Below are 17,703 nucleotides of genomic sequence, written 5' to 3' on the forward strand. Positions count from 1 at the left end.
ATGTTTGTCAGGCGTTGACGACCGCGTCGAGAGCCGAGTAGAAGATGCCGAGACCGTCGTCGCTCGGGCCCGTCAGGGGCTCGGTGGCGTGCTCGGGGTGCGGCATCAGTCCGACGACGCGGCCGTTGGGCGAGCAGATGCCCGCGATCTCGCGCTGCGAACCGTTCGGGTTGGATCCGCTGTAGCGGAACACGACTCGGCCTTCGCCCTCGAGCTCGTCGAGCACGTTCTGCGGCGCCTGGTAGCGGCCCTCGGCGTTCTTGACCGGGATCAGGATCTCGGCGCCGACGTCGTAGCGCGACGACCACGCGGTGTCGGTGTTCTCCACCTTCAGCCACTGGTCGCGGCACACGAAATGCAGCGCTTCGTTGCGGGTGAGCGCGCCGGGAAGGAGACCGACCTCGCACAGGACCTGGAAACCGTTGCAGATGCCGAGCACGGGCATACCGCCCTGAGCTGCGGTGACGACCGATTCCATGACCGGCGCGAATCGAGCGATGGCACCCGCGCGCAGGTAGTCACCGTAGGAGAAGCCGCCGGGCACGACGATGGCGTCGACACCCTTCAGGTCGGCGTCGGCATGCCACAGGCTGACGGGCTCACCGCCGGCGAGCGAGACTGCGCGCGATGCGTCGACGTCGTCGAGGGTTCCGGGGAACGTGATTACACCGATGCGAGCGCTCATGCGAGACGGGTGACCTTCCAGTCCTCGATCACCGTGTTCGCGAGAAGCGACTCGGCGATCTTCTCGAGCTCGGCGTCGTCGACGCTGTCGTCGACCTCGAGCTCGAAACGCTTGCCCTGACGCACGTCGGACACTCCGGCGACGCCCAGCCGACCCAGCGCACCCGCGATGGCCTGACCTTGCGGATCGAGAATTTCGGCCTTGGGCATGACATCGACAACTACTCGGGCCACGAGGAAGCTCCTAGGAAAAGATGTTTACCGGCGGAAGAGAGTTTACGCAGGCACTGCGACAGTCGCGAAACTGCGCATATGTTGAGTACATGCGACTGACACACTTCGGGCATTCCTGTGTACTCGTCGAACTGAACGGCACGACCGTGCTCTTCGACCCCGGTAACTTCTCCCACGGGTTCGAGGGCATCACGGGTCTCGACGCCATCCTCGTCACCCACCAGCATCCGGACCACGTCGATCTCGAGCGGCTTCCTGCTCTGCTGCAAGACAATCCGGGTGCCGCGCTGTACGCCGATCCGATGACGACGTCTCAGCTCGGTGAGCGCTGGACGGCCGCGCACGCGGGCGACGTCTTCTCGATCGGCGGCATCCAGGTCACCGGCGTCGGCGGCACGCACGCGGTGATTCATCCCGAGCTTCCCGTGATCGACAACACGGGCTATCTCCTCGGCACACCCGAGAATCCCGGTCAGCTTCTGCATCCGGGCGACTCGTTGTTCGTGCCGGAACAGAAGGTCGACGTGCTGGCGCTCCCGACGGCAGCGCCATGGTCGAAGCTCTCGGAGAACGTCGAGTTCCTGCGTGCGGTCGCGCCGCGGGCGGCATTCCCGATCCATCAGGCGGTCGTCGCCGAGCAGGCACGCGGCATCTACTACGGACGGTTCACGGACATGGCCGACGACGCCACCGAGTTTCGTACGTTCGACGCCGAGACCAGCGTCGAGATCTAGCCCACGTGCGCGCGAATGTACAGCCCTCTGTACATTCGCGCGCACGGGGCCGTCAGGCCGCCCGGCGAATCCGGCGCACGTGCTCGTACACGGCAGGCTCGGCGCCGCTGTACAACGCGAGATCGACCGCGTCGAGCATCGCCTGATGCGGCCCACTACGGCCCAATTGCTTTGCGCTGACCGACAAGCGGATCAGGCCGTCACGTCGCGCGGTGCGGCCGGCCCCGATGACGAGGGCGCGGCACCACCACGGTTCGGTCTTGAACCCCTCGCCGATGCCGAGAACACGCCCGCGCTGCACGGCCCCGGTCTCGAGGTCGTGGATTGCGCTCACACCGGCGATCATGCGGAACCCGGCGTCGGGCAACGCGGCCACAGCTCCGGGCGAGGCAACCCACCGCGGCGGAGCGAAGACACGCGTGCGCAGTCCGATCTCTTCCATGACGCGATCGGCGGCCATCAGACGCAACCGCGCCTCGTGACGCGGCAGCGCCGCGAACTCCGCTCGCCGACGCTTCGTCGCAGCCTGGTCGTAGCCGTGCAGCACGATGGCATCACCCCGGTCGCGACGGCTGCGCAGCCAATCCTGCGTCAGCTCGTCCTGCGTCAGACGGTATTTGTCCTTCAGTCGTGGTGCGACGAGAAGCGACATCGCGACACCGCGTTTGTCGAGTTCCTGCGCGAACTCGACAACGTTCTCGCAGGTGTCGTCCCTGATTCCGCTCACCGACACGATCAGTCGTCCAGACATGGCTCGAGCCTCGCACACCAGGGTGAACGAGGCTCGACAGTCGCGTGGCGACAGGCTAAACGGCGATCGTTTCCTTCGGCAGGATCTTGTCGATCGCGGCCAGCACCTCGGGCGCATCGGGTTCGGTGCGAGGACGGAAACGGTTGGTGACGACGCCGTCGGGCGAGATCAGGAACTTCTCGAAGTTCCACTGGATGTCGCCCGCTTCACCGTCGGCGTCGGCAGTCTTGGTGAGCTCGGCGTACAGCGGGTGCCGGTTCTCGCCGTTGACCTCGATCTTCTCCATCATCGGGAAGGTGACGCCGTAGGTGGTGGAGCAGAAACTTTCGATCTCCTCGGCGGTGCCGGGCTCCTGGCCGCCGAACTGGTTGCACGGCACGCCGATGACCGTGAGTCCCTTCGACGAGTACTCGGAGGCCAGCTTTTCGAGGGTGGAGTACTGGGGGGTCAGGCCGCACTTCGACGCGACGTTGACCACGAGGACTGCTCTTCCTGCATATTCATCGAGCGAGGTGGGCGCTCCGCCCAACGTGTTGATGCCGATGTTCTGGACTTCAGTCATGCCCCGAACCTACCTGTGCGTTACCGCAAAAGGAGAACGACCCCGCTTGTAAGCGGGGTCGTTCTCCTGTTCTACCGAACCGGGCGCCGGGGGGATTCGGCAGCACCCGGCAGCTCTCACGCCTTCGCAGGCTCCTTCTGGAGGGACGGACGGTCGTCCTCGGGCAGATGGTCGTCGACCATCGTTGCCTCGTCGAACGGCAGGCCGCCGTCGAGGACGGTCTTGACGCGGGAGGCGTCGACGGTCTTGGTCCAGGTGCCGATGAGCAGGGTCGCGACGGCGTTTCCGGAGAAGTTCGTGACCGCGCGGGCCTCGGACATGAACCGGTCGATGCCGACGATGAGGCCGACGCCGTCGAGCAGCTCGGGGCGGTGGCTCTGCAGGCCGCCTGCCAGCGTGGCCAGACCGGCACCGGAGACTCCGGCCGCACCCTTCGACGCGATGATCATGAACAGCAGCAGCGAGAACTGCTCCGGGATCGACAGCGGCATGTTCATGGCGTCGGCGATGAAGATCGACGCCATCGTCAGGTAGATCGCCGTGCCGTCGAGGTTGAACGAGTAGCCGGTCGGAACCACGATGCCCACGGTGGTGCGCTCGACGCCGACGTGCTCCATCTTGGCAATCAGACGCGGCAGAGCCGACTCGGACGACGACGTCGCAACGATCAGCAGGTATTCGCGAGCCAGGTACTTGACCAGCTTGAAGATCGAGAAGCCGGAGACGAAGCGCAGGATAAGGCCGAGGAACCCGAACACGAAGATGAAGCACGTGATGTAGAAGGCGAGCATGAGCGTGCCGAGCTGGATGACCGCGTCGAATCCGGTCTTGCCGACGACGCCGGCGATGGCTCCGAAAGCACCGATCGGGGCGACCCACAGGATCATCGTCAGGACACGGAAGACCAGCTTCTGCACCGCGCCGATGCCCTTGAGAATGCCTTCGCCCGACTTGCCCATGGCCTGCAGCGCGAAGCCGACGAGGATGGCGACGAACAGGGTCTGCAGCACACTGCCCGACGTCAGCGACGACAGCAGCGTCTCCGGAATGATGCCTGCGATGAAGTCCATCGTGCCGCCGGCCTCGTGCGCAGCGTTCGCGTACTGGTCACCGGAACCGCTGCTGGGGATATCGAGGCCGGTACCCGGCTGAATCAGGTTCCCGACGACCATGCCGACCGCGAGGGCGATCGTGGACATCGCGATGAAGTAACCGAGGGCGAGGCCACCGACCTTGCCGACGCTGGCCGCGGCACGCACCGATCCGATGCCGAGGACGATGGTGCAGAAGATGACCGGGCTGATCATCATCTTGATCAAGCTGACGAACAGAGTTCCGAGTACTGCGAGCTCGACCGCGAAGTCCTTCGCAGTCAGGCCGACGATGACGCCGCCGACGACGGCGATGATGACCGCGATGTAGAGCCAATGCGTCTTGTCGCGCTTCTTCTTGGGTTCGGGAACCGGGTTGCGGCTTCCGTCAGCATCGATGCTGGTAGTCATGGGTATGTCCTTTGTGACTAATGGAGTGAGTTGGATCACGCCTTGCTAGAGGACGATGGTGGTCGAAGCCGTGACCGATGTCACGAATACGTTCATTCTGTTCACAGGTTCGAGTTACGAAAGAAGGCACCGCACGTGGCCAAGCGCCCGACGAGCGTCGCAGGGCAGGTTCTGGTCCTGCAATTGGTCGTCATGGCCGTCGTCGTTCTCGCGGGCGGCGTGCTGACGGTCGTCCACGAGCGCTCGAACAGCGACGACGCGACCCGGCGCGAGGTCGTCGCGATCGCCGCGAGCATCGCGAACGAGCCGTCGACGGCGGAGGCCATCTTGTCGAACGACCCGACCGGCCGATTGCAGCCCGAGACCGAGAAGATCCGCGGCGTCACCGGCGTGGACTTCATCGTCGTCATGGCGCCGGACCGCACGCGGTTCACGCACACCACCGTCGACCTGATCGGCAAACCGTTCAGCGGGAACATCGACCGGGCGCTGCAGGGCGAGACGTTCACCGAGACCTACGTGGGTTCGCTCGGCCCGTCGATCCGGGCGGTGACGCCGGTGACCGACTCCGCGGGCACGATCGTCGGACTGGTGTCGGCCGGAGTCACACGGGCCAAGATCAGCGACCAGTTCTTCCAGGGCCTACCGCTGATCGTCGGGGTCGTCGTCGCTGCGTTCGTCGTCGCGACTGTCGGGTCCGTTCTGCTCGCGAGAAGGTTACGACGCCAGACCCTCGGGCTCGCTCCCGACGAACTGCGCTCGATGTACGAGCATCACGACGCCGTGCTGCACTCGATCAGCGAGGGCCTCGTCGTGTTCGGCCGCAAGAACAGCGCAGAGATCGTCAACGACGAGGCGCGACGGCTCCTCGATCTTCCCGACGGCCCGGTCCACCGAACCGATCTCCCGGAATCGTTGCAGCAGATGAAGTCCGGAACCGTGCACGGCGAGCTCCACGTCACCGAGAACCGGATACTCGTCGTCAACCAGGACCCCGTGATGTGGGAGGGTCATCGTCTCGGAGACGTCCTGACCGTCCGAGATCGCACCGAACTGCAGGGCGTCATGGGTGAGCTCGACTCGGTGCGCAGTTTCGCGGAGTCGTTGCGCTCGCAGGCGCACGAGTCGGCGAACCGCCTGCACACCGTCATCACGATGGTCGAACTCGGGCGGCCGCAGGAAGCCGTCGAATTCGCGACGGCCGATCTCGAACTCTCGCAGCATCTGATCGACCGGCTGATGACGGCAGTGAGCGAACCCGCCCTCGCGGCGTTACTCCTCGGCAAGGTGAGCCAAGCCGCTGAGCAGGGCGTGGAGCTGTCGATCACCGAGGACACGGCGCTCGATCACGCGGGTTCGGTGACGCCTCGCGAATTGGTCACGCTGGTGGGCAATCTGATAGACAATGCAATCGATGCGTCGAAGGAAGCCGAACAACCGTGGGTCGAAGTGACCGTGCGCGATTCGGCGTCCGAACTACTCGTGCGAGTCTCCGACAGCGGGCCGGGAATGCCCGCCGACGTTCTCGAAAGAGCGCTGACGCGAGGCTATTCCACCAAGTCCGGGTCGCGCGGTCTCGGCCTCGCGCTCGTCACCCAGGTCGTGCGTCGCTATCACGGCGCGCTGACGTCCGAAATCACGTACGGGTCGGTGCTGACGGCGCGTATTCCACTGGACCGGCCCGCATGATCCGGGTGCTGATCGTCGAGGACGAGGTTCTGATTGCCGAGGCACACAAGAACTACGTCGAACGCGTGCCCGGGTTCACGGTCGTCGGCATGGCGCATACCGGACAGGCGGCCTTGAAAGCCGCCACCGAGGCCGAGGAGCCCGTCGACCTCGTGCTCCTGGACATCGGCCTGCCCGATTCCAACGGCATCGACGTCGCCGCCGCTCTGGGTGGTCTGCGGCCGAGCCCCGACGTCATCGCGATCACGTCGGAGCGAGATCTGTCCGTGGTGCGGTCGGCCGTCGCGCACGGCGTCGTGCTGTATCTACTGAAGCCGTTCACGTTCGCGGCGTTTCGCGACAAGCTCGAACGCTATCGCGAGTTCCACGACGCGTTGCCTGCGGGTGAGAACGCGGCGAGCCAGCGCGACATCGACCGCGCGATGTCCCGTCTCCGCACGGCAGACGAGCGGGCGTCGTCACCGAAAGGCATTGCGCCACAGACAATGGACGGCGTCACCGCCATCGTCCGTGACGCGCCGGGTGGCTTGAACGCGTCCGAGGCCGCCAAGCTCGTCGGCGTCTCACGCGTCACGGCGTGGCGCTATCTCGAACGCCTCGCCGACGACGGCCTCGTCACGCGCAACACGGAATACGGCCGCGCCGGACGCCCGCAGGTGCGGTACGTCTGGCGGTAGGCGGCTTCGCCGCACGTGCACGAAAATACATAGAGGGCTATGCGTTTCTATGCACGTGCGCCGGAGGCGCTTACGATCCAGGCGTACTCGAACGCCGCTTCCTTCCACTTCTCGTAACGCCCGCTGACGCCGCCGTGACCCGCGCTCATCTCGGTCTTCAGTAGCAGCTCCGAGTCACCGGTCTTCGTCGCGCGCAGCGCCGCAACCCATTTCGCCGGCTCGACGTACAGCACACGAGTGTCGTTGATCGACGTGATCGCGAGAATCGACGGGTAGTCCTTGGCTTCGACGTTCTCGTAGGGGCTGTACGACTTCATGTACTCGTACACCTCCTTGTCCGCCAACGGATTTCCCCACTCGTCCCATTCGATGACCGTCAGCGGCAGCGACGGGTCGAGGATCGACGTCAGCGGATCGACGAACGGCACGTTCGCCAGGATGCCGTTGAACAACTCGGGAGCGAGGTTGGCGACGGCACCCATCAGCAGTCCTCCCGCGCTCCCGCCGTCGGCGACCAGATGTTCCGGCGACGTACGTCCGGTGGAGATCAAATGCTGTGCCGCGGAGACGAAATCGGTGAACGTGTTCTTCTTCGTCAGCGTCTTGCCGTTGTCGTACCAGTGCCGGCCCATCTCGCCGCCGCCTCGGACATGCGCGACGACGAACACGATGCCGCGGTCCAGTAGCGACAGCCGCGCCACCGAGAACGCCGGATCCATCGACGCCTCGTACGAGCCGTAGCCGTACAGCAGCGTCGGCGCGGGGCCGTCGGGCACGTCCTTGCGGCGCACGATCGACAGCGGTATCCGCGTGCCGTCCGACGCGACCGCCCAATCCCGTTGCTGCACATAGTTCGACGCGTCGAAGTCACCGAGTACTGGCTGCGACTTGCGGAGCAACAGCTCCTTTGTCGACAAGTCGTAGTCGTACACCTGTCCGGGCGTGATGAACGACGTGTACGCCAATCGCAGCAGAGGCTGCGTCCATTCCGGGTTCGATCCCGATCCGACGGCGTAGAGCTCCTCGTCGAATTCGAGCTCGTGGTACGTGCCGTAGCCGGTGGAGTCGAGCGGCCAGACAGCCAGACGCGTCAGCGCTTCCCGGCGGTAACCGAGTACGAGATGATCGGCGTAGGCGTCGACGTCCTCGAGCCGGACGTCGGCGCGGTGCGCAACGAGCGTCGTCTGCTGCGTCGGGTCGTCGACGGGTGCGTCGGCGAGGATGAAGTTCTCGGCTTTGGCTCCGTCGGTGCCCCACCCGTTCACGGATCCGTTGTGCAGGACGAGGAATCGATCCTCGCCCTTCACGACGGCGTGCTCGATGCTGTACTCGACGCCGTCGACGCGCGGGAGCACGACGCGGAATTCACCCTCGGGGTCGTCGGATTCGAGGACGAGGCATTCGGACGTGATCTTCGAGCCGACCCAGATCATCAGGTACTTCTCGCTGCGCGTCGATCCGAAGCCGACCCAATAGCTTTCGTCCGGCTCGTGGAAGACCGTGACGTCCTCGTCGGTCGACGTCCCGAGCTTGTGACGCCACACCGTGTCGGGTCGCCACGACTCGTCGACGGTCTGATAGAAGACGAAGCTGTGGTCGAACGACCAGGTCGCGCCGGGTGCCGTCTTCTCGATGACGTCGGGCAGCATCTCGCCGGTACGAAGGTCCTTGAACCGCATCGTGTAGCGCTCGTCGCCTTCGACGTCCACCGAGTAGGCCAGTAGATTGCCGTCGCGGCTGATGGAGAATGCGCCGAGTGCGAAGAACGAGTGGCCTTCGGCTTCGACGTTGGCGTCGAGCAGGACCTGCTCACCGGGAACGTCGTCTCGCAAGGAGGGCGGCGTCCAGTCCTCGGGAGAGTCGACGGGACAACGGCATTGGAGGCCGTAGGACTTGCCCTCCTGCGTGCGGGAGTAGTACCACCAGTCCCCCATGCGCGTCGGCACGGACAGGTCGGTCTCCTGGGTACGTGACTTGATCTCGTCGAAGATCGCCTCGCGCAACGGTTCCAGACCGGCGGTCTGCTGCTCGGTGTACGCATTTTCGGCTTCGAGGTAGGCGATCACTTCCGGATCGTCCTTGTCGCGCAACCATTCGTAGTTGTCGACGAATGTGTCGCCGTGGTGCGTCCGCTCGTGCGGAACCTTCTTGGCGACGGGAGGAACGAGTGTCACGGGTGTACCCAATCGTCGAAGTTCAGGCCCGAGATGCGTTCGTAGGCCTCGATGTACCGTGCGCGGGTCGACGCGACGACGTCGTCCGGCAGGGCCGGAGGCGGAGTGTCGCCGCGGCGGTCCCATCCGGACTCACCCGTCAGCCAGTCGCGGACGAACTGCTTGTCGAAGCTCGGCTGCACCTTGCCCTCCTCGTAACCGTCGGCGGGCCAGTAACGTGAAGAGTCCGGAGTCAGAACCTCGTCGGCAAGAACGAGATTGCGGTCCGCGTCGAGACCGAACTCGAACTTGGTGTCCGCGAGAATAACGCCGCGGTCCAGTGCGAAATTCGCTGCACGCGTGTAGATCTCGAGGGTGTCCTCACGCAGCTTGAACGCGAGTTCTTCACCGACCTTGTCGACGACGGCCGCGAAGTCCACGTTCTCGTCGTGCTCACCGAGGGCAGCCTTCGCCGCCGGGGTGAAGATCGGTTCGTCGAGCTTGCTCGACTCGACGAGCCCTGCGGGAAGCTCGACGCCACACACCGCGCCGGTGCGCTGGTAGTCCGACAGTCCCGATCCGGTCAGATATCCACGGGCGACGCATTCGATCGGCACCATCTCGAGCCGCTTGACGACGAGAGCCCGTCCGAGAAGTTCCTGCGGGATGCGTTCGTCGCGAGGGTCCCCGGCAAGATGGTTGACGCCACCCAACTCCTCGAAGAAGAACACGCTCATTGCCGTCAGGACGCGGCCCTTGTCCGGGATGGGTGTCTCGAGAACGTGGTCGTAGGCCGAGATTCGATCGCTCGCGACGAGGAGAAGATGGTCGTCGTCGATGACGTAGAGATCGCGAACCTTACCCCCGGCGAGGTGTTCATAGCTGCTGAGTTGTGGACGCACGAGACCAACCCTATCTGGGTGTGCTCGCACGGTCTGCCCGTGTCGAGGAACAATGGTTGGTGATGGCAACGAACCAAGAAGTGCCCGATGTCGGTTTCCGGTCCGAGCGAGGGCCGATTCTGATCGCCCTGATGCTCAGCACGTCACTCGTCGCGCTCGACTCGACGATCATCGCGACGGCGGTGCTGACGATCGTCGGCGATCTCGGTGGGTTCGGTCAGTTCCCGTGGCTGTTCTCGATCTACCTGCTGGCCCAGGCCGTGTCCGTCCCGATCTACGGCAAGCTGGCCGACCTGTTCGGGCGAAAAAAGGTCATGCTGTGGGGCATCGGGGTGTTCCTTCTCGGATCGATCCTGTGCGGCCTCGCGTGGTCGATGCCCGCCCTCATCGCGTTCCGCGCCGTGCAGGGACTCGGCGCAGGCGCGGTGCAGCCGATGTCCGTGACGATCGCGGGTGACATCTACACGTTGCAGGAACGCGCCAAGGCACAGGGCTACTTGGCCAGCGTCTGGGCGATGAGCGCGGTCCTGGGGCCCGCACTCGGCGGAGTCTTCTCCGAGTTCCTGTCCTGGAGGTGGATCTTCTTCGTCAACATTCCGCTGTGTCTGTTGGCGGGGTGGGTGTTGATCCGGCGCTTCCACGAGGGCGCACTCGACAGAACGAAGCCGAAGATCGACTACGCGGGTGCCGCCCTGCTGACGATCGGCGCCGCCGCGGTGTTGCTCGGCCTCCTCGAAGGCGGCCAGTCGTGGGCGTGGGCGTCGCCGATCAGCATTTCCATCTTCGTCGGTGGCGTCGTCGCGCTGGCTCTGTTCACGTGGCAGCAGACGCGCGCCGCCGAGCCGATCCTGCCGCTCTGGGTCTTCACGCGTCGCGTACTCGTCGTCAGCAGCCTCATCTCGCTGCTGGTGGGTGCCATCGTGCTGGGTCTGACCTCGTACGTTCCGACGTTCGTCCAAGGCGTCCTCGGTACCGGTGCCATCGTGGCGGGTTTCGCAGTGGCGACGCTGACGCTGGGATGGCCGATCGCAGCGTCGCTGTCGGGCAAGTTCTATCTACGCTTCGGGTTTCGCGCGACGGCCATGACGGGTGGAACGATCGCGGTCGTCGGCGCAGGTGCGACCACGCTGGTCGGCTCCGATTCCCCGATCTGGATGATCGCGGCGGTCTGCTTCGTCGTCGGCCTCGGCATGGGTCTCATCGCCAGCCCGACGCTCATCGCCGCCCAGACGAGCGTCGAATGGGAAGAGCGTGGTGTTGCTACGTCGACGAACATGTTCGCGCGTTCGATCGGAAGTGCCGTCGGAGTCGCGGTGTTCGGTGCCGTCGTGAATTCGCGAGTATCGGGCGAGCCGGATCCGGTGCAGCTGTCCGACGCCGTTCATCTGGTCTTCGTGGGTGTCTTCGTGACGGCGGTCGTCATGCTCGCCGCGGCGGCGCTGATGCCCAAGTCGGCTGCCACCCGTGAGTGAAAATGTATGACCTGCTAAACATTCGCACGCACGTGCGACGAAGTCGCCTACAGCCCCACCCGCTCCAGCATCGCGTCGAATTCCTCGCTCGCCTCGGCCTGACTACGGCCCGCGGTCAGCGCGCCGTTGTACACGGCCAACGCCTCCTCCTGATACTTCTTGTACTTCTCGAGCCACTGTTCGGAATTCACGCGCCAGTAGCCGATGATCTCGAATTGCCGCACGGGATAACCGAGTTCCTTGCGGAAGTACTTGCGCACGACGCGTGACGACGACGCCTCGCCCGCGAACCAGACGTAGCCTTCGCCGTCGGGGAGGGCGTAGTCACGGACGGCGCCCTCGAGCACGCTCGCGCAATCGCCGTTGCCGGAACCGATCCGCCAGTCGTACGTGACGTCGCCCTTGGTCTCGAACTCCTGGATGTCGCCGCGTTCGAGCACCTCGACGATGGCGTGCGCCTTCGCCCCACTGGGCAGTTCCTCGACGATCCGACCCAGCGCGGGCAGTCCCGTCATGTCGGCCACGAGCAACTGCCACTCCGCGGTCTCGGGGAGGTCGTACCAGCAGCGGGGGCGCGTCCACAGCACGACCTGACCGACGGTGGCATTCAACGCCCACGTGGCTGCGACGCCTCCCTCGTGTGCAACGAAGTCGATCACGAGAGTGCCTGTCGCCGAATCGATTCGACGCACCGTGTAGTTGCGGCCGTCGGGCACGGGTTCGACGTCGTGGTACCACCATTGACCGTCGACCTCGGTCATCGCAGGTGGGCGGTCCTCACCGTCTCGCGGGAAGAAGATGGTGACGCATTCGTCGGGCTTGCCGTTGGAGACGTACTGCGCGACGTCGTCGCCGCCGAACGTCACCCGGACCATGTGCGTGGTCAACTGCTCGACCGCGACCACTTCGGCGAAGTAGTAACCCTTGCCCGTCATCGAACCTCGTCTTCGCTAGATCTGCGCGTGTGCATGGTTAGCCTACGCTCACTATCGATGCTCGGTACACGAGCCACGGTCGCGCCGGCATACAGACCCGCCACCAACGCCGTGACAGCCGCGCGACCCTGGTCGTCCTCGAAGAACACGATCTCCCGTACCGGACGACTCTCGACGACGTCGACCACCACAGTGAGGGAATAGTCGCCCGCGACGATCGTCGGCAGTTCCGTCACGTCCGCTTCGACCAGTACGTCGTCGAGGACGTGTTCCGTGCCGACGTGACCCAGCACGCGTTCGACGTCGCCGCGACGGAGCCGGTCGACCAGCACATCCGGCATGCCCGAGTGATCGAGGAGCACGATGCTTGCGCCCAGCCGTTCCAGCGCACAGAACGCGACGGCGAAGTCGACGGCACCGGCTACCAGGACACCCACTCGAGTTCCGTGGTCGACGCCCGAGCGGTGCAGACAGGCGGCGAGATAGTGAGCCGAGTCCGACAACGAGCCGTAGTCGACGGCGTTGCCGTCGGCGATCAGAGCGACGACGTCGTCCGGTGCGTCGTCGAGACACTGTGTCAGCGAGCGACGAACGGCCGTCGTCGGTGCACCGCCGGGATCGTTCACTCCTCGTCCTCACACTCGATGAGCCGCTGTCGACGCATCCGAGTGTGACACATAGGAAAGGCAACCTTAACTTCCCGGCGTCATCGCGACGCTCGCGAACGCCATCGAGGTTGAAGCTTGGAGCGTATAGTCGAGGTGTTGCATTTCGCACCGACCTGTCACGACGCATTCGAGGATCCACCCCAGTGTCCACTCCCCTGCCGCCGGTCGACGAGGTCGAGTCCTTTCTCGCCACCTGTTCCGAAATCGAATCGATCACGTTGCGCGACAGGATCTTTGCGACCGATCCCGTGCCCGTCCACGACATGGCAGTGCGCCTTCGTGTCGCCCCGGAACACGCTGTTCGGATCGAACACCGCTCACGCACCCGGGCATTCGACGCGCTTCGACGGCTCCCGAGCCTGCGAGCGCTCGGGGACCGCATCCTCGAGGTCGCCCGTCCCGTCGCCTCCCTGTCTCGCGTCGCCAGCGCGATTCCCGACACGACCCGCACGATTCCCTCACTGCGTATCCCGTTGTGGTCGTTGATCTCTCAGATGGACGAGCGCTTGTCCGTCGAATCCGGCTGGGTCTTCTCACCCACGCGCGACGCCGCCCGCGACGAACTCTCCGCCGTCGTCGCCCGCAACTCGACGATCGACGGCATCACGCCTCTCCGCGCCGTCGCCGAGCACTTCGGTATGCCCGCAGCGGAATTGGAGGACTTCGCAGCCGGGTACCGTGTGCTCGACGGCAATCTCGTCCCGCTCGACCTGCCGGTCGCCGGTCAGCTGGCGTCGATCCTGGCGTCGACGGGCACGCCGATGTCCATGCCGGACCTGATGGACCGTATGCAACCGACACGGTCGGCCTCCAGTGTCCGCAACGCCCTCGTGACCGATGCACGATTCGTCAAGACCGACCGCACCCTGTGGGCGCTGACACGCTGGGGTATCCCGCCGTACGTACCCATCCACCGCCAGATCGCGAGCATCGTCGACGACCGCGGCAGCATCGAGATCGACCGCCTCGTCGCGGAGATCACGGGTTCGTACGACGTCAAGGAACAGAGCATCCGAACCTATGCGTCCACAGGCGAATTCGTGACCGAGAACGAGATCGTCACCCGGCGTCGACATTCCTACACGCCGCGCAAATCGCCGTCGAAGACCAAACACCTGTACCGCGGTCACGGCGTCGTGCGATGGCGTACCACCGTCACGGCAATCCATCGCAAAGGATCGGCGTTCAATCTGCCGTCGGCACTCGCGGCACTGCTGAACGTCGGGCCCGGCACGCCCCGTTCCTTCGACTCTCGGCTCGGTGGTCAGTCGGTCATGTGGGTGTCGGTGCAGGCCCGATCGGGGACGATCAAGCGTTTCGTCGACGATCTGGATCTCACCGAGGGTGAGGAGATCTTCCTCGAGTTCGGCGACGACGGGACCTTCGACGTCGTCAGAGCCGACCTGCCCCATACCGATCCGGCAACCCGAATTCTCGGTCTGATCGGCCGCCGCGCCCGTGACGCCGCCGACGACTCGACGGTTCTCGCCGAGGTCGCCGACGCCGTGTGGCTCCCGAACGACGCGACGCGCGCCGAGGTGGTGTCGATCTTGTCCTCGCGCAAGGAATTCGAGCTGAGGGCTGCGATCGAACACCTACCCATCAGCCACGCGTAGCGAATTCCACCACCGTCGATCCCCAACCGAGCGAGCCGAATCGTGGCTCTCCGTAACCACTCTCGGAGACCAGCGCCCGAAGTTCGCTTTCGGTACGTCGGCCCGTGCCGTGCAGACACAGCTGCAGCAGATCGCTTTCGGTGTCGTGATCGTCGGTCGTCGCCGGATCCAGCAGGTCGGTGATGACGACGACCCGCATCGCCGACGCGCCGATCGCGCGTAGCAGCACCTGCGCGTCGGCGTCGGGATGCAGGTCGAGGACGTCGACGACGATGGCCAGATCCACTCGGTCACCCAGGACGGTGAACTCGCTGGCGTCGATACGGACGACGCCGTCGCGACGGGCCTCGGACACGTCGGCGTAGTTTCGCGCATTCATCGCGGGCAGTCCGACCAGGCTGATGCGCAGGTCGGGCCGTAGCCGCGCGAGCGTGTCGGCGTAGACCCCTGCACCTTCACCGTAGATCGCGACGACCTCGACCCCGTCGAAGTCGACGGCATCCGGCAAGGCCGGCGCACGGTACACGGCGCCGAATGCTGCCTCCTCGTGGAAGTCGTCGAGAAAGCCCGGCTCGCGCTGCTTGTCGGCGAAACCGTGCCCGACGGCGGCCGATCCCGTGCGCACCGATTCGAGCAGTCCGAGAAACGCCATGTCGAGGCGGGTGTGGATCTTGTCGAAGTGCAATGCCTGGCTCAGGAACGTGTCCTGATCCGCGAGAACGGCACCCGTGTCCGTCAACGCGTACCGACCGTTGTCGACGGTCATCAACCCCATCACCGCGAGGTGCCGGAGCAACTTCGCCGTCGCGCGTGCGTCGGTGGAACATTCGGCAGCGATCGCCTCCGCAGAGTGCGCACCTGCGTCCACCGCAGCGAACACACCGACGGTCACGGCAGTGCGAAGCGCAAGCGGCGGAAGCAGTTCCGACATCTCGTGTACGGCGTCCGCCGGATCGGATTCGACCGCGAGCGGTTCGCGATACCGCCAGTACCCGGCGATCTCGACGAACTGCTTGTCGATCTCGCGATCCTGCTTGGCCCAGCGTCGCAACGGCTTGATCGTCGACGCCTCCCCGGCAACCCACAGGTACGGCTGACCGGGCCGCCACTGCGCGCCCTGCACGGTCTCGACGAGGCGCGACCGACCGTCGGCCTCCGACCGGTACAACCACGTGATGTCCACGTCCGCAGTAGACTTCAGCTCCTGCCGGTGCGACGGCTCGGCAACTTCGACGACGACGGTCGCCGGCATGTCGGCAGGAAGTTTTTCCAGACAGTGCGCGATGGCCGGCAACGCCGTCTCGTCCCCGGCCACGAGCATCCAGTCCGCACCGATGGGCAACGACGACGAATGCTTTGGTCCCGCAACGAGAATCTTTTCCCCCGGCTGGACGCTGTACGCCCAGTCCGATGCAAGACCTCCCTTGTGCGCGGCGAAGTCGACGACCAGTTCACCTGCCGCCTCGTCGAACCGGCGAACCGTGTAGGTGCGGCTGTACTGGAACGACCCGGCAGGCCAGTCGACGGTTCCGTTGTCGAGGTTGCGCGGAACCTCGAAAGGCAATGCACCCGTGGAAGGGTCGACCGGCAGGAGCTTGATGTCGTCGTCGAACCCGTTGCTCCGCACCGGAGGAAGCTCGACACCGTCTCGCACATGACGATCCAACGACGGACCTCCGAGAACGACGCGACGCATCCCGGGCGTGACGTCCTCCACCGTCAGAACATCGAACTCTCGCATGCAGATCGGAAAGATCTCGACCTCGCGTACGGTCCCCGCCATCGAACTTCCTCTCGTGTGTTCTCAGTACTCGCCGAGCGCAACCGCGACCCAGTGGGACACGGTCGGATCAGCTGCGAGCGTCGGGAAATCGACGTCCGCAGCGCCCGTGGACCGCCATCGTTCCACAAGGCCCATGATGCGGATCGAGTCCAACCCTTCGTCGAGCAGGTTCAGCTCGTCGTCGATCCTCTCGGGTGACCGGTCGAGTGCGGTGGCGATGTCGCCGATGACGGTCTCGCGGGTGAGCACAGTGGTGAGTCCTTGTCTTTCGGGGACTGAAACAGTCTTCTTACTTGGCGAACATGGTCTGGACCTGGTCCAGCGTCGAGATCACTCCGTCGTAGTCCGGCCGGTAGCTCGTCGCCGGAAGCTCGAACACCTTGCCCGACGCGAATGCAGGCAGGTTCGCGTACGCCGGGTCCTGCTTCAGCTCGTCCAGGCCGCGTCCGGCGACCGGAACGACGATGACGACAGGCGCGGTGGCGACGTTCCCGAGCAGCTCGTTGCTGATGATGAAGGAGTCACCCGATCCGTAGAGTTCGGGGTTGTCCGCCTTGGTCAACACGTCGTCGGGCTCGAAGCCCACGGTCTTCAGCAGTTCCGGCAACGTCGCGGTCTGCGGAATGAACGCCGGCTCGTTCGTGCTCAACGACAGGAAGTACGCGACGGGGGAACCCGGAACCGTGATGGCATCCTCGACCTCGGCAACCTTGTCCTCGTAGGCGTCGAGCAGGCCGTCCACCTTGTCGGATTCGCCGGCCGCGTCGGCCACTGCCTCGAGCTGCCCCTGCCAGGTGTTGACCGACGACGGGATGAGGACCGTCGGGGCGATCGCGGTCAGCTGATCGTAGGCCTCGTCGGCCTGTACCGCCGAGATACCCTGCCCGCCACCGATGATCAGGTCGGGCTCGGCCTGCGCGATGGCCTCGATGTTCAGCGCTTCACCTGCGGGCAGTTCCTGGGTGCCTTGCGCCTGCGCCTTCTCGGCCCACTGCGGCGGGAAGCCGCCGTCGAGGTTGGTGACGCCGAGTAGTCGGGTATCGGTGATCGCGATCGGCGCGTCGAGGGTGAAGAGGTAGCCCGCCAACCCTGCCGACAGCACGGCGATGCGCTGCGGATCGGCGGGAACGGTGACGTCACCCTTGTCGGTCGAGACGACGCGCGTGTCGCTGCTGCTCTCGTTCGTCGTGGCGCTGCCGTCGGATTCGGCATCGCTGCTGCTGCACGCCGTGAGGCCGATGGTCACCGCGGCCAATGCCGCGACGATCCGTACACCACGTCGTCGAAACTGTGTGTCAGACACTGAAAGATCCTTCCGAGATCATCGTTGTGTTCGTGTTC

Annotated in this window: 17 protein-coding genes; 5 read left to right on the forward strand and 12 right to left on the reverse strand. The window is 65.0% G+C overall.

Translation table 11 applies throughout. From position 1 onward, the window contains the following. Positions 1-7: 7 nt before the first annotated feature. Positions 8-685 (reverse strand): phosphoribosylformylglycinamidine synthase subunit PurQ, encoded by a 678-nt coding sequence (gene purQ / locus A3K89_RS10595; RefSeq protein WP_068424940.1) that lies wholly within the window; start codon positions 683-685, stop codon positions 8-10. Continuing rightward, positions 682-918 carry a phosphoribosylformylglycinamidine synthase subunit PurS gene (gene purS, locus A3K89_RS10600; protein WP_068424943.1) on the reverse strand — a complete coding sequence of 79 codons (237 nt, stop codon included), beginning with the start codon at positions 916-918 and terminating at the stop codon, positions 682-684. The genes purQ and purS overlap by 4 nt, the downstream gene beginning before the upstream one ends. An 89-nt stretch (positions 919-1,007) precedes the next feature. On the opposite strand from purS, the gene A3K89_RS10605 reads away from it, so the two are divergent. Next, the gene (locus tag A3K89_RS10605) at positions 1,008-1,652 is read left to right on the forward strand and encodes an MBL fold metallo-hydrolase (RefSeq protein WP_068424945.1); all 645 of its coding nucleotides are present in this window, start codon (positions 1,008-1,010) and stop codon (positions 1,650-1,652) included. Between the two features lie 52 nt (positions 1,653-1,704). Here A3K89_RS10605 and A3K89_RS10610 read toward each other — a convergent pair whose 3' ends face one another. From A3K89_RS10610 to A3K89_RS10620, 3 genes are all read right to left on the reverse strand, one after another. Further along, positions 1,705-2,403, reverse strand: coding sequence for a DUF2334 domain-containing protein (locus A3K89_RS10610; RefSeq protein WP_068424955.1), 699 nt, complete (start codon positions 2,401-2,403; stop codon positions 1,705-1,707). Positions 2,404-2,458: 55 nt separating this feature from the next. After that, the gene (locus tag A3K89_RS10615; protein WP_068424957.1) at positions 2,459-2,965 is read right to left on the reverse strand and encodes a glutathione peroxidase; all 507 of its coding nucleotides are present in this window, start codon (positions 2,963-2,965) and stop codon (positions 2,459-2,461) included. Positions 2,966-3,081: 116 nt separating this feature from the next. Next, entirely contained in the window at positions 3,082-4,467 is a 1,386-nt protein-coding gene (locus A3K89_RS10620; protein ID WP_068424959.1) for a cation:dicarboxylate symporter family transporter, read from the reverse strand. A 192-nt stretch (positions 4,468-4,659) separates the two neighbouring features. On the opposite strand from A3K89_RS10620, the gene A3K89_RS10625 reads away from it, so the two are divergent. After that, entirely contained in the window at positions 4,660-6,156 is a 1,497-nt protein-coding gene (locus A3K89_RS10625; protein ID WP_084423747.1) for a sensor histidine kinase, read from the forward strand. Further along, positions 6,153-6,833, forward strand: coding sequence for a response regulator (locus A3K89_RS10630; RefSeq protein WP_068424965.1), 681 nt, complete (start codon positions 6,153-6,155; stop codon positions 6,831-6,833). Before A3K89_RS10625 ends, A3K89_RS10630 begins: the two co-directional genes overlap by 4 nt. 47 nt (positions 6,834-6,880) lie before the next feature. Here the strand turns inward: A3K89_RS10630 and A3K89_RS10635 are convergent, their stop codons facing one another. Together A3K89_RS10635 and A3K89_RS10640 are read right to left on the reverse strand one after the other, a co-directional pair. Continuing rightward, on the reverse strand, positions 6,881-9,007 hold the full coding sequence (locus A3K89_RS10635; RefSeq protein WP_068424967.1) for a S9 family peptidase: 2,127 nt from the start codon (positions 9,005-9,007) through the stop codon (positions 6,881-6,883). Next, on the reverse strand, positions 9,004-9,888 hold the full coding sequence (locus A3K89_RS10640) for a phosphoribosylaminoimidazolesuccinocarboxamide synthase (RefSeq protein WP_068424970.1): 885 nt from the start codon (positions 9,886-9,888) through the stop codon (positions 9,004-9,006). The genes A3K89_RS10635 and A3K89_RS10640 overlap by 4 nt, the downstream gene beginning before the upstream one ends. Positions 9,889-9,950: 62 nt before the next feature. Here A3K89_RS10640 and A3K89_RS10645 point away from each other — a divergent pair, with 62 nt between their 5' ends. Further along, a complete protein-coding gene (locus tag A3K89_RS10645) occupies positions 9,951-11,360 on the forward strand; it encodes an MDR family MFS transporter (RefSeq protein ID WP_068424973.1) in 1,410 nt (469 codons plus the stop codon). A gap of 47 nt (positions 11,361-11,407) precedes the next feature. Here the strand turns inward: A3K89_RS10645 and A3K89_RS10650 are convergent, their stop codons facing one another. Then, positions 11,408-12,295 carry a siderophore-interacting protein gene (locus tag A3K89_RS10650; protein ID WP_068424976.1) on the reverse strand — a complete coding sequence of 296 codons (888 nt, stop codon included), beginning with the start codon at positions 12,293-12,295 and terminating at the stop codon, positions 11,408-11,410. Then, complete coding sequence (locus A3K89_RS10655) at positions 12,292-12,921, reverse strand: AMP-binding protein (RefSeq protein WP_068424978.1); 630 nt, start codon at positions 12,919-12,921, stop codon at positions 12,292-12,294. The genes A3K89_RS10650 and A3K89_RS10655 overlap by 4 nt, the downstream gene beginning before the upstream one ends. Before the next feature lie 185 nt (positions 12,922-13,106). On the opposite strand from A3K89_RS10655, the gene A3K89_RS10660 reads away from it, so the two are divergent. Further along, positions 13,107-14,579 (forward strand): hypothetical protein, encoded by a 1,473-nt coding sequence (locus A3K89_RS10660; RefSeq protein ID WP_068424981.1) that lies wholly within the window; start codon positions 13,107-13,109, stop codon positions 14,577-14,579. Here A3K89_RS10660 and A3K89_RS10665 read toward each other — a convergent pair. The 3 genes from A3K89_RS10665 to A3K89_RS10675 are packed head-to-tail and all read right to left on the reverse strand — an operon-like array spanning position 14,566 to position 17,665. Next, positions 14,566-16,362, reverse strand: coding sequence for an SIP domain-containing protein (locus tag A3K89_RS10665; RefSeq protein WP_068424983.1), 1,797 nt, complete (start codon positions 16,360-16,362; stop codon positions 14,566-14,568). The two genes, A3K89_RS10660 and A3K89_RS10665, sit on opposite strands and share 14 nt — an antisense overlap. Positions 16,363-16,383: 21 nt before the next feature. Further along, the gene (locus tag A3K89_RS10670; protein ID WP_068424986.1) at positions 16,384-16,611 is read right to left on the reverse strand and encodes a phosphopantetheine-binding protein; all 228 of its coding nucleotides are present in this window, start codon (positions 16,609-16,611) and stop codon (positions 16,384-16,386) included. Positions 16,612-16,651: 40 nt separating this feature from the next. Continuing rightward, the gene (locus A3K89_RS10675; protein WP_084423700.1) at positions 16,652-17,665 is read right to left on the reverse strand and encodes an ABC transporter substrate-binding protein; all 1,014 of its coding nucleotides are present in this window, start codon (positions 17,663-17,665) and stop codon (positions 16,652-16,654) included. Positions 17,666-17,703: the final 38 nt, after the last annotated feature.

It is taken from the genome of Rhodococcoides kyotonense (genome assembly GCF_001645385.1).
In the GTDB taxonomy this organism is placed as follows: Bacteria; Actinomycetota; Actinomycetes; order Mycobacteriales; family Mycobacteriaceae; genus Rhodococcoides; species Rhodococcoides kyotonensis_B.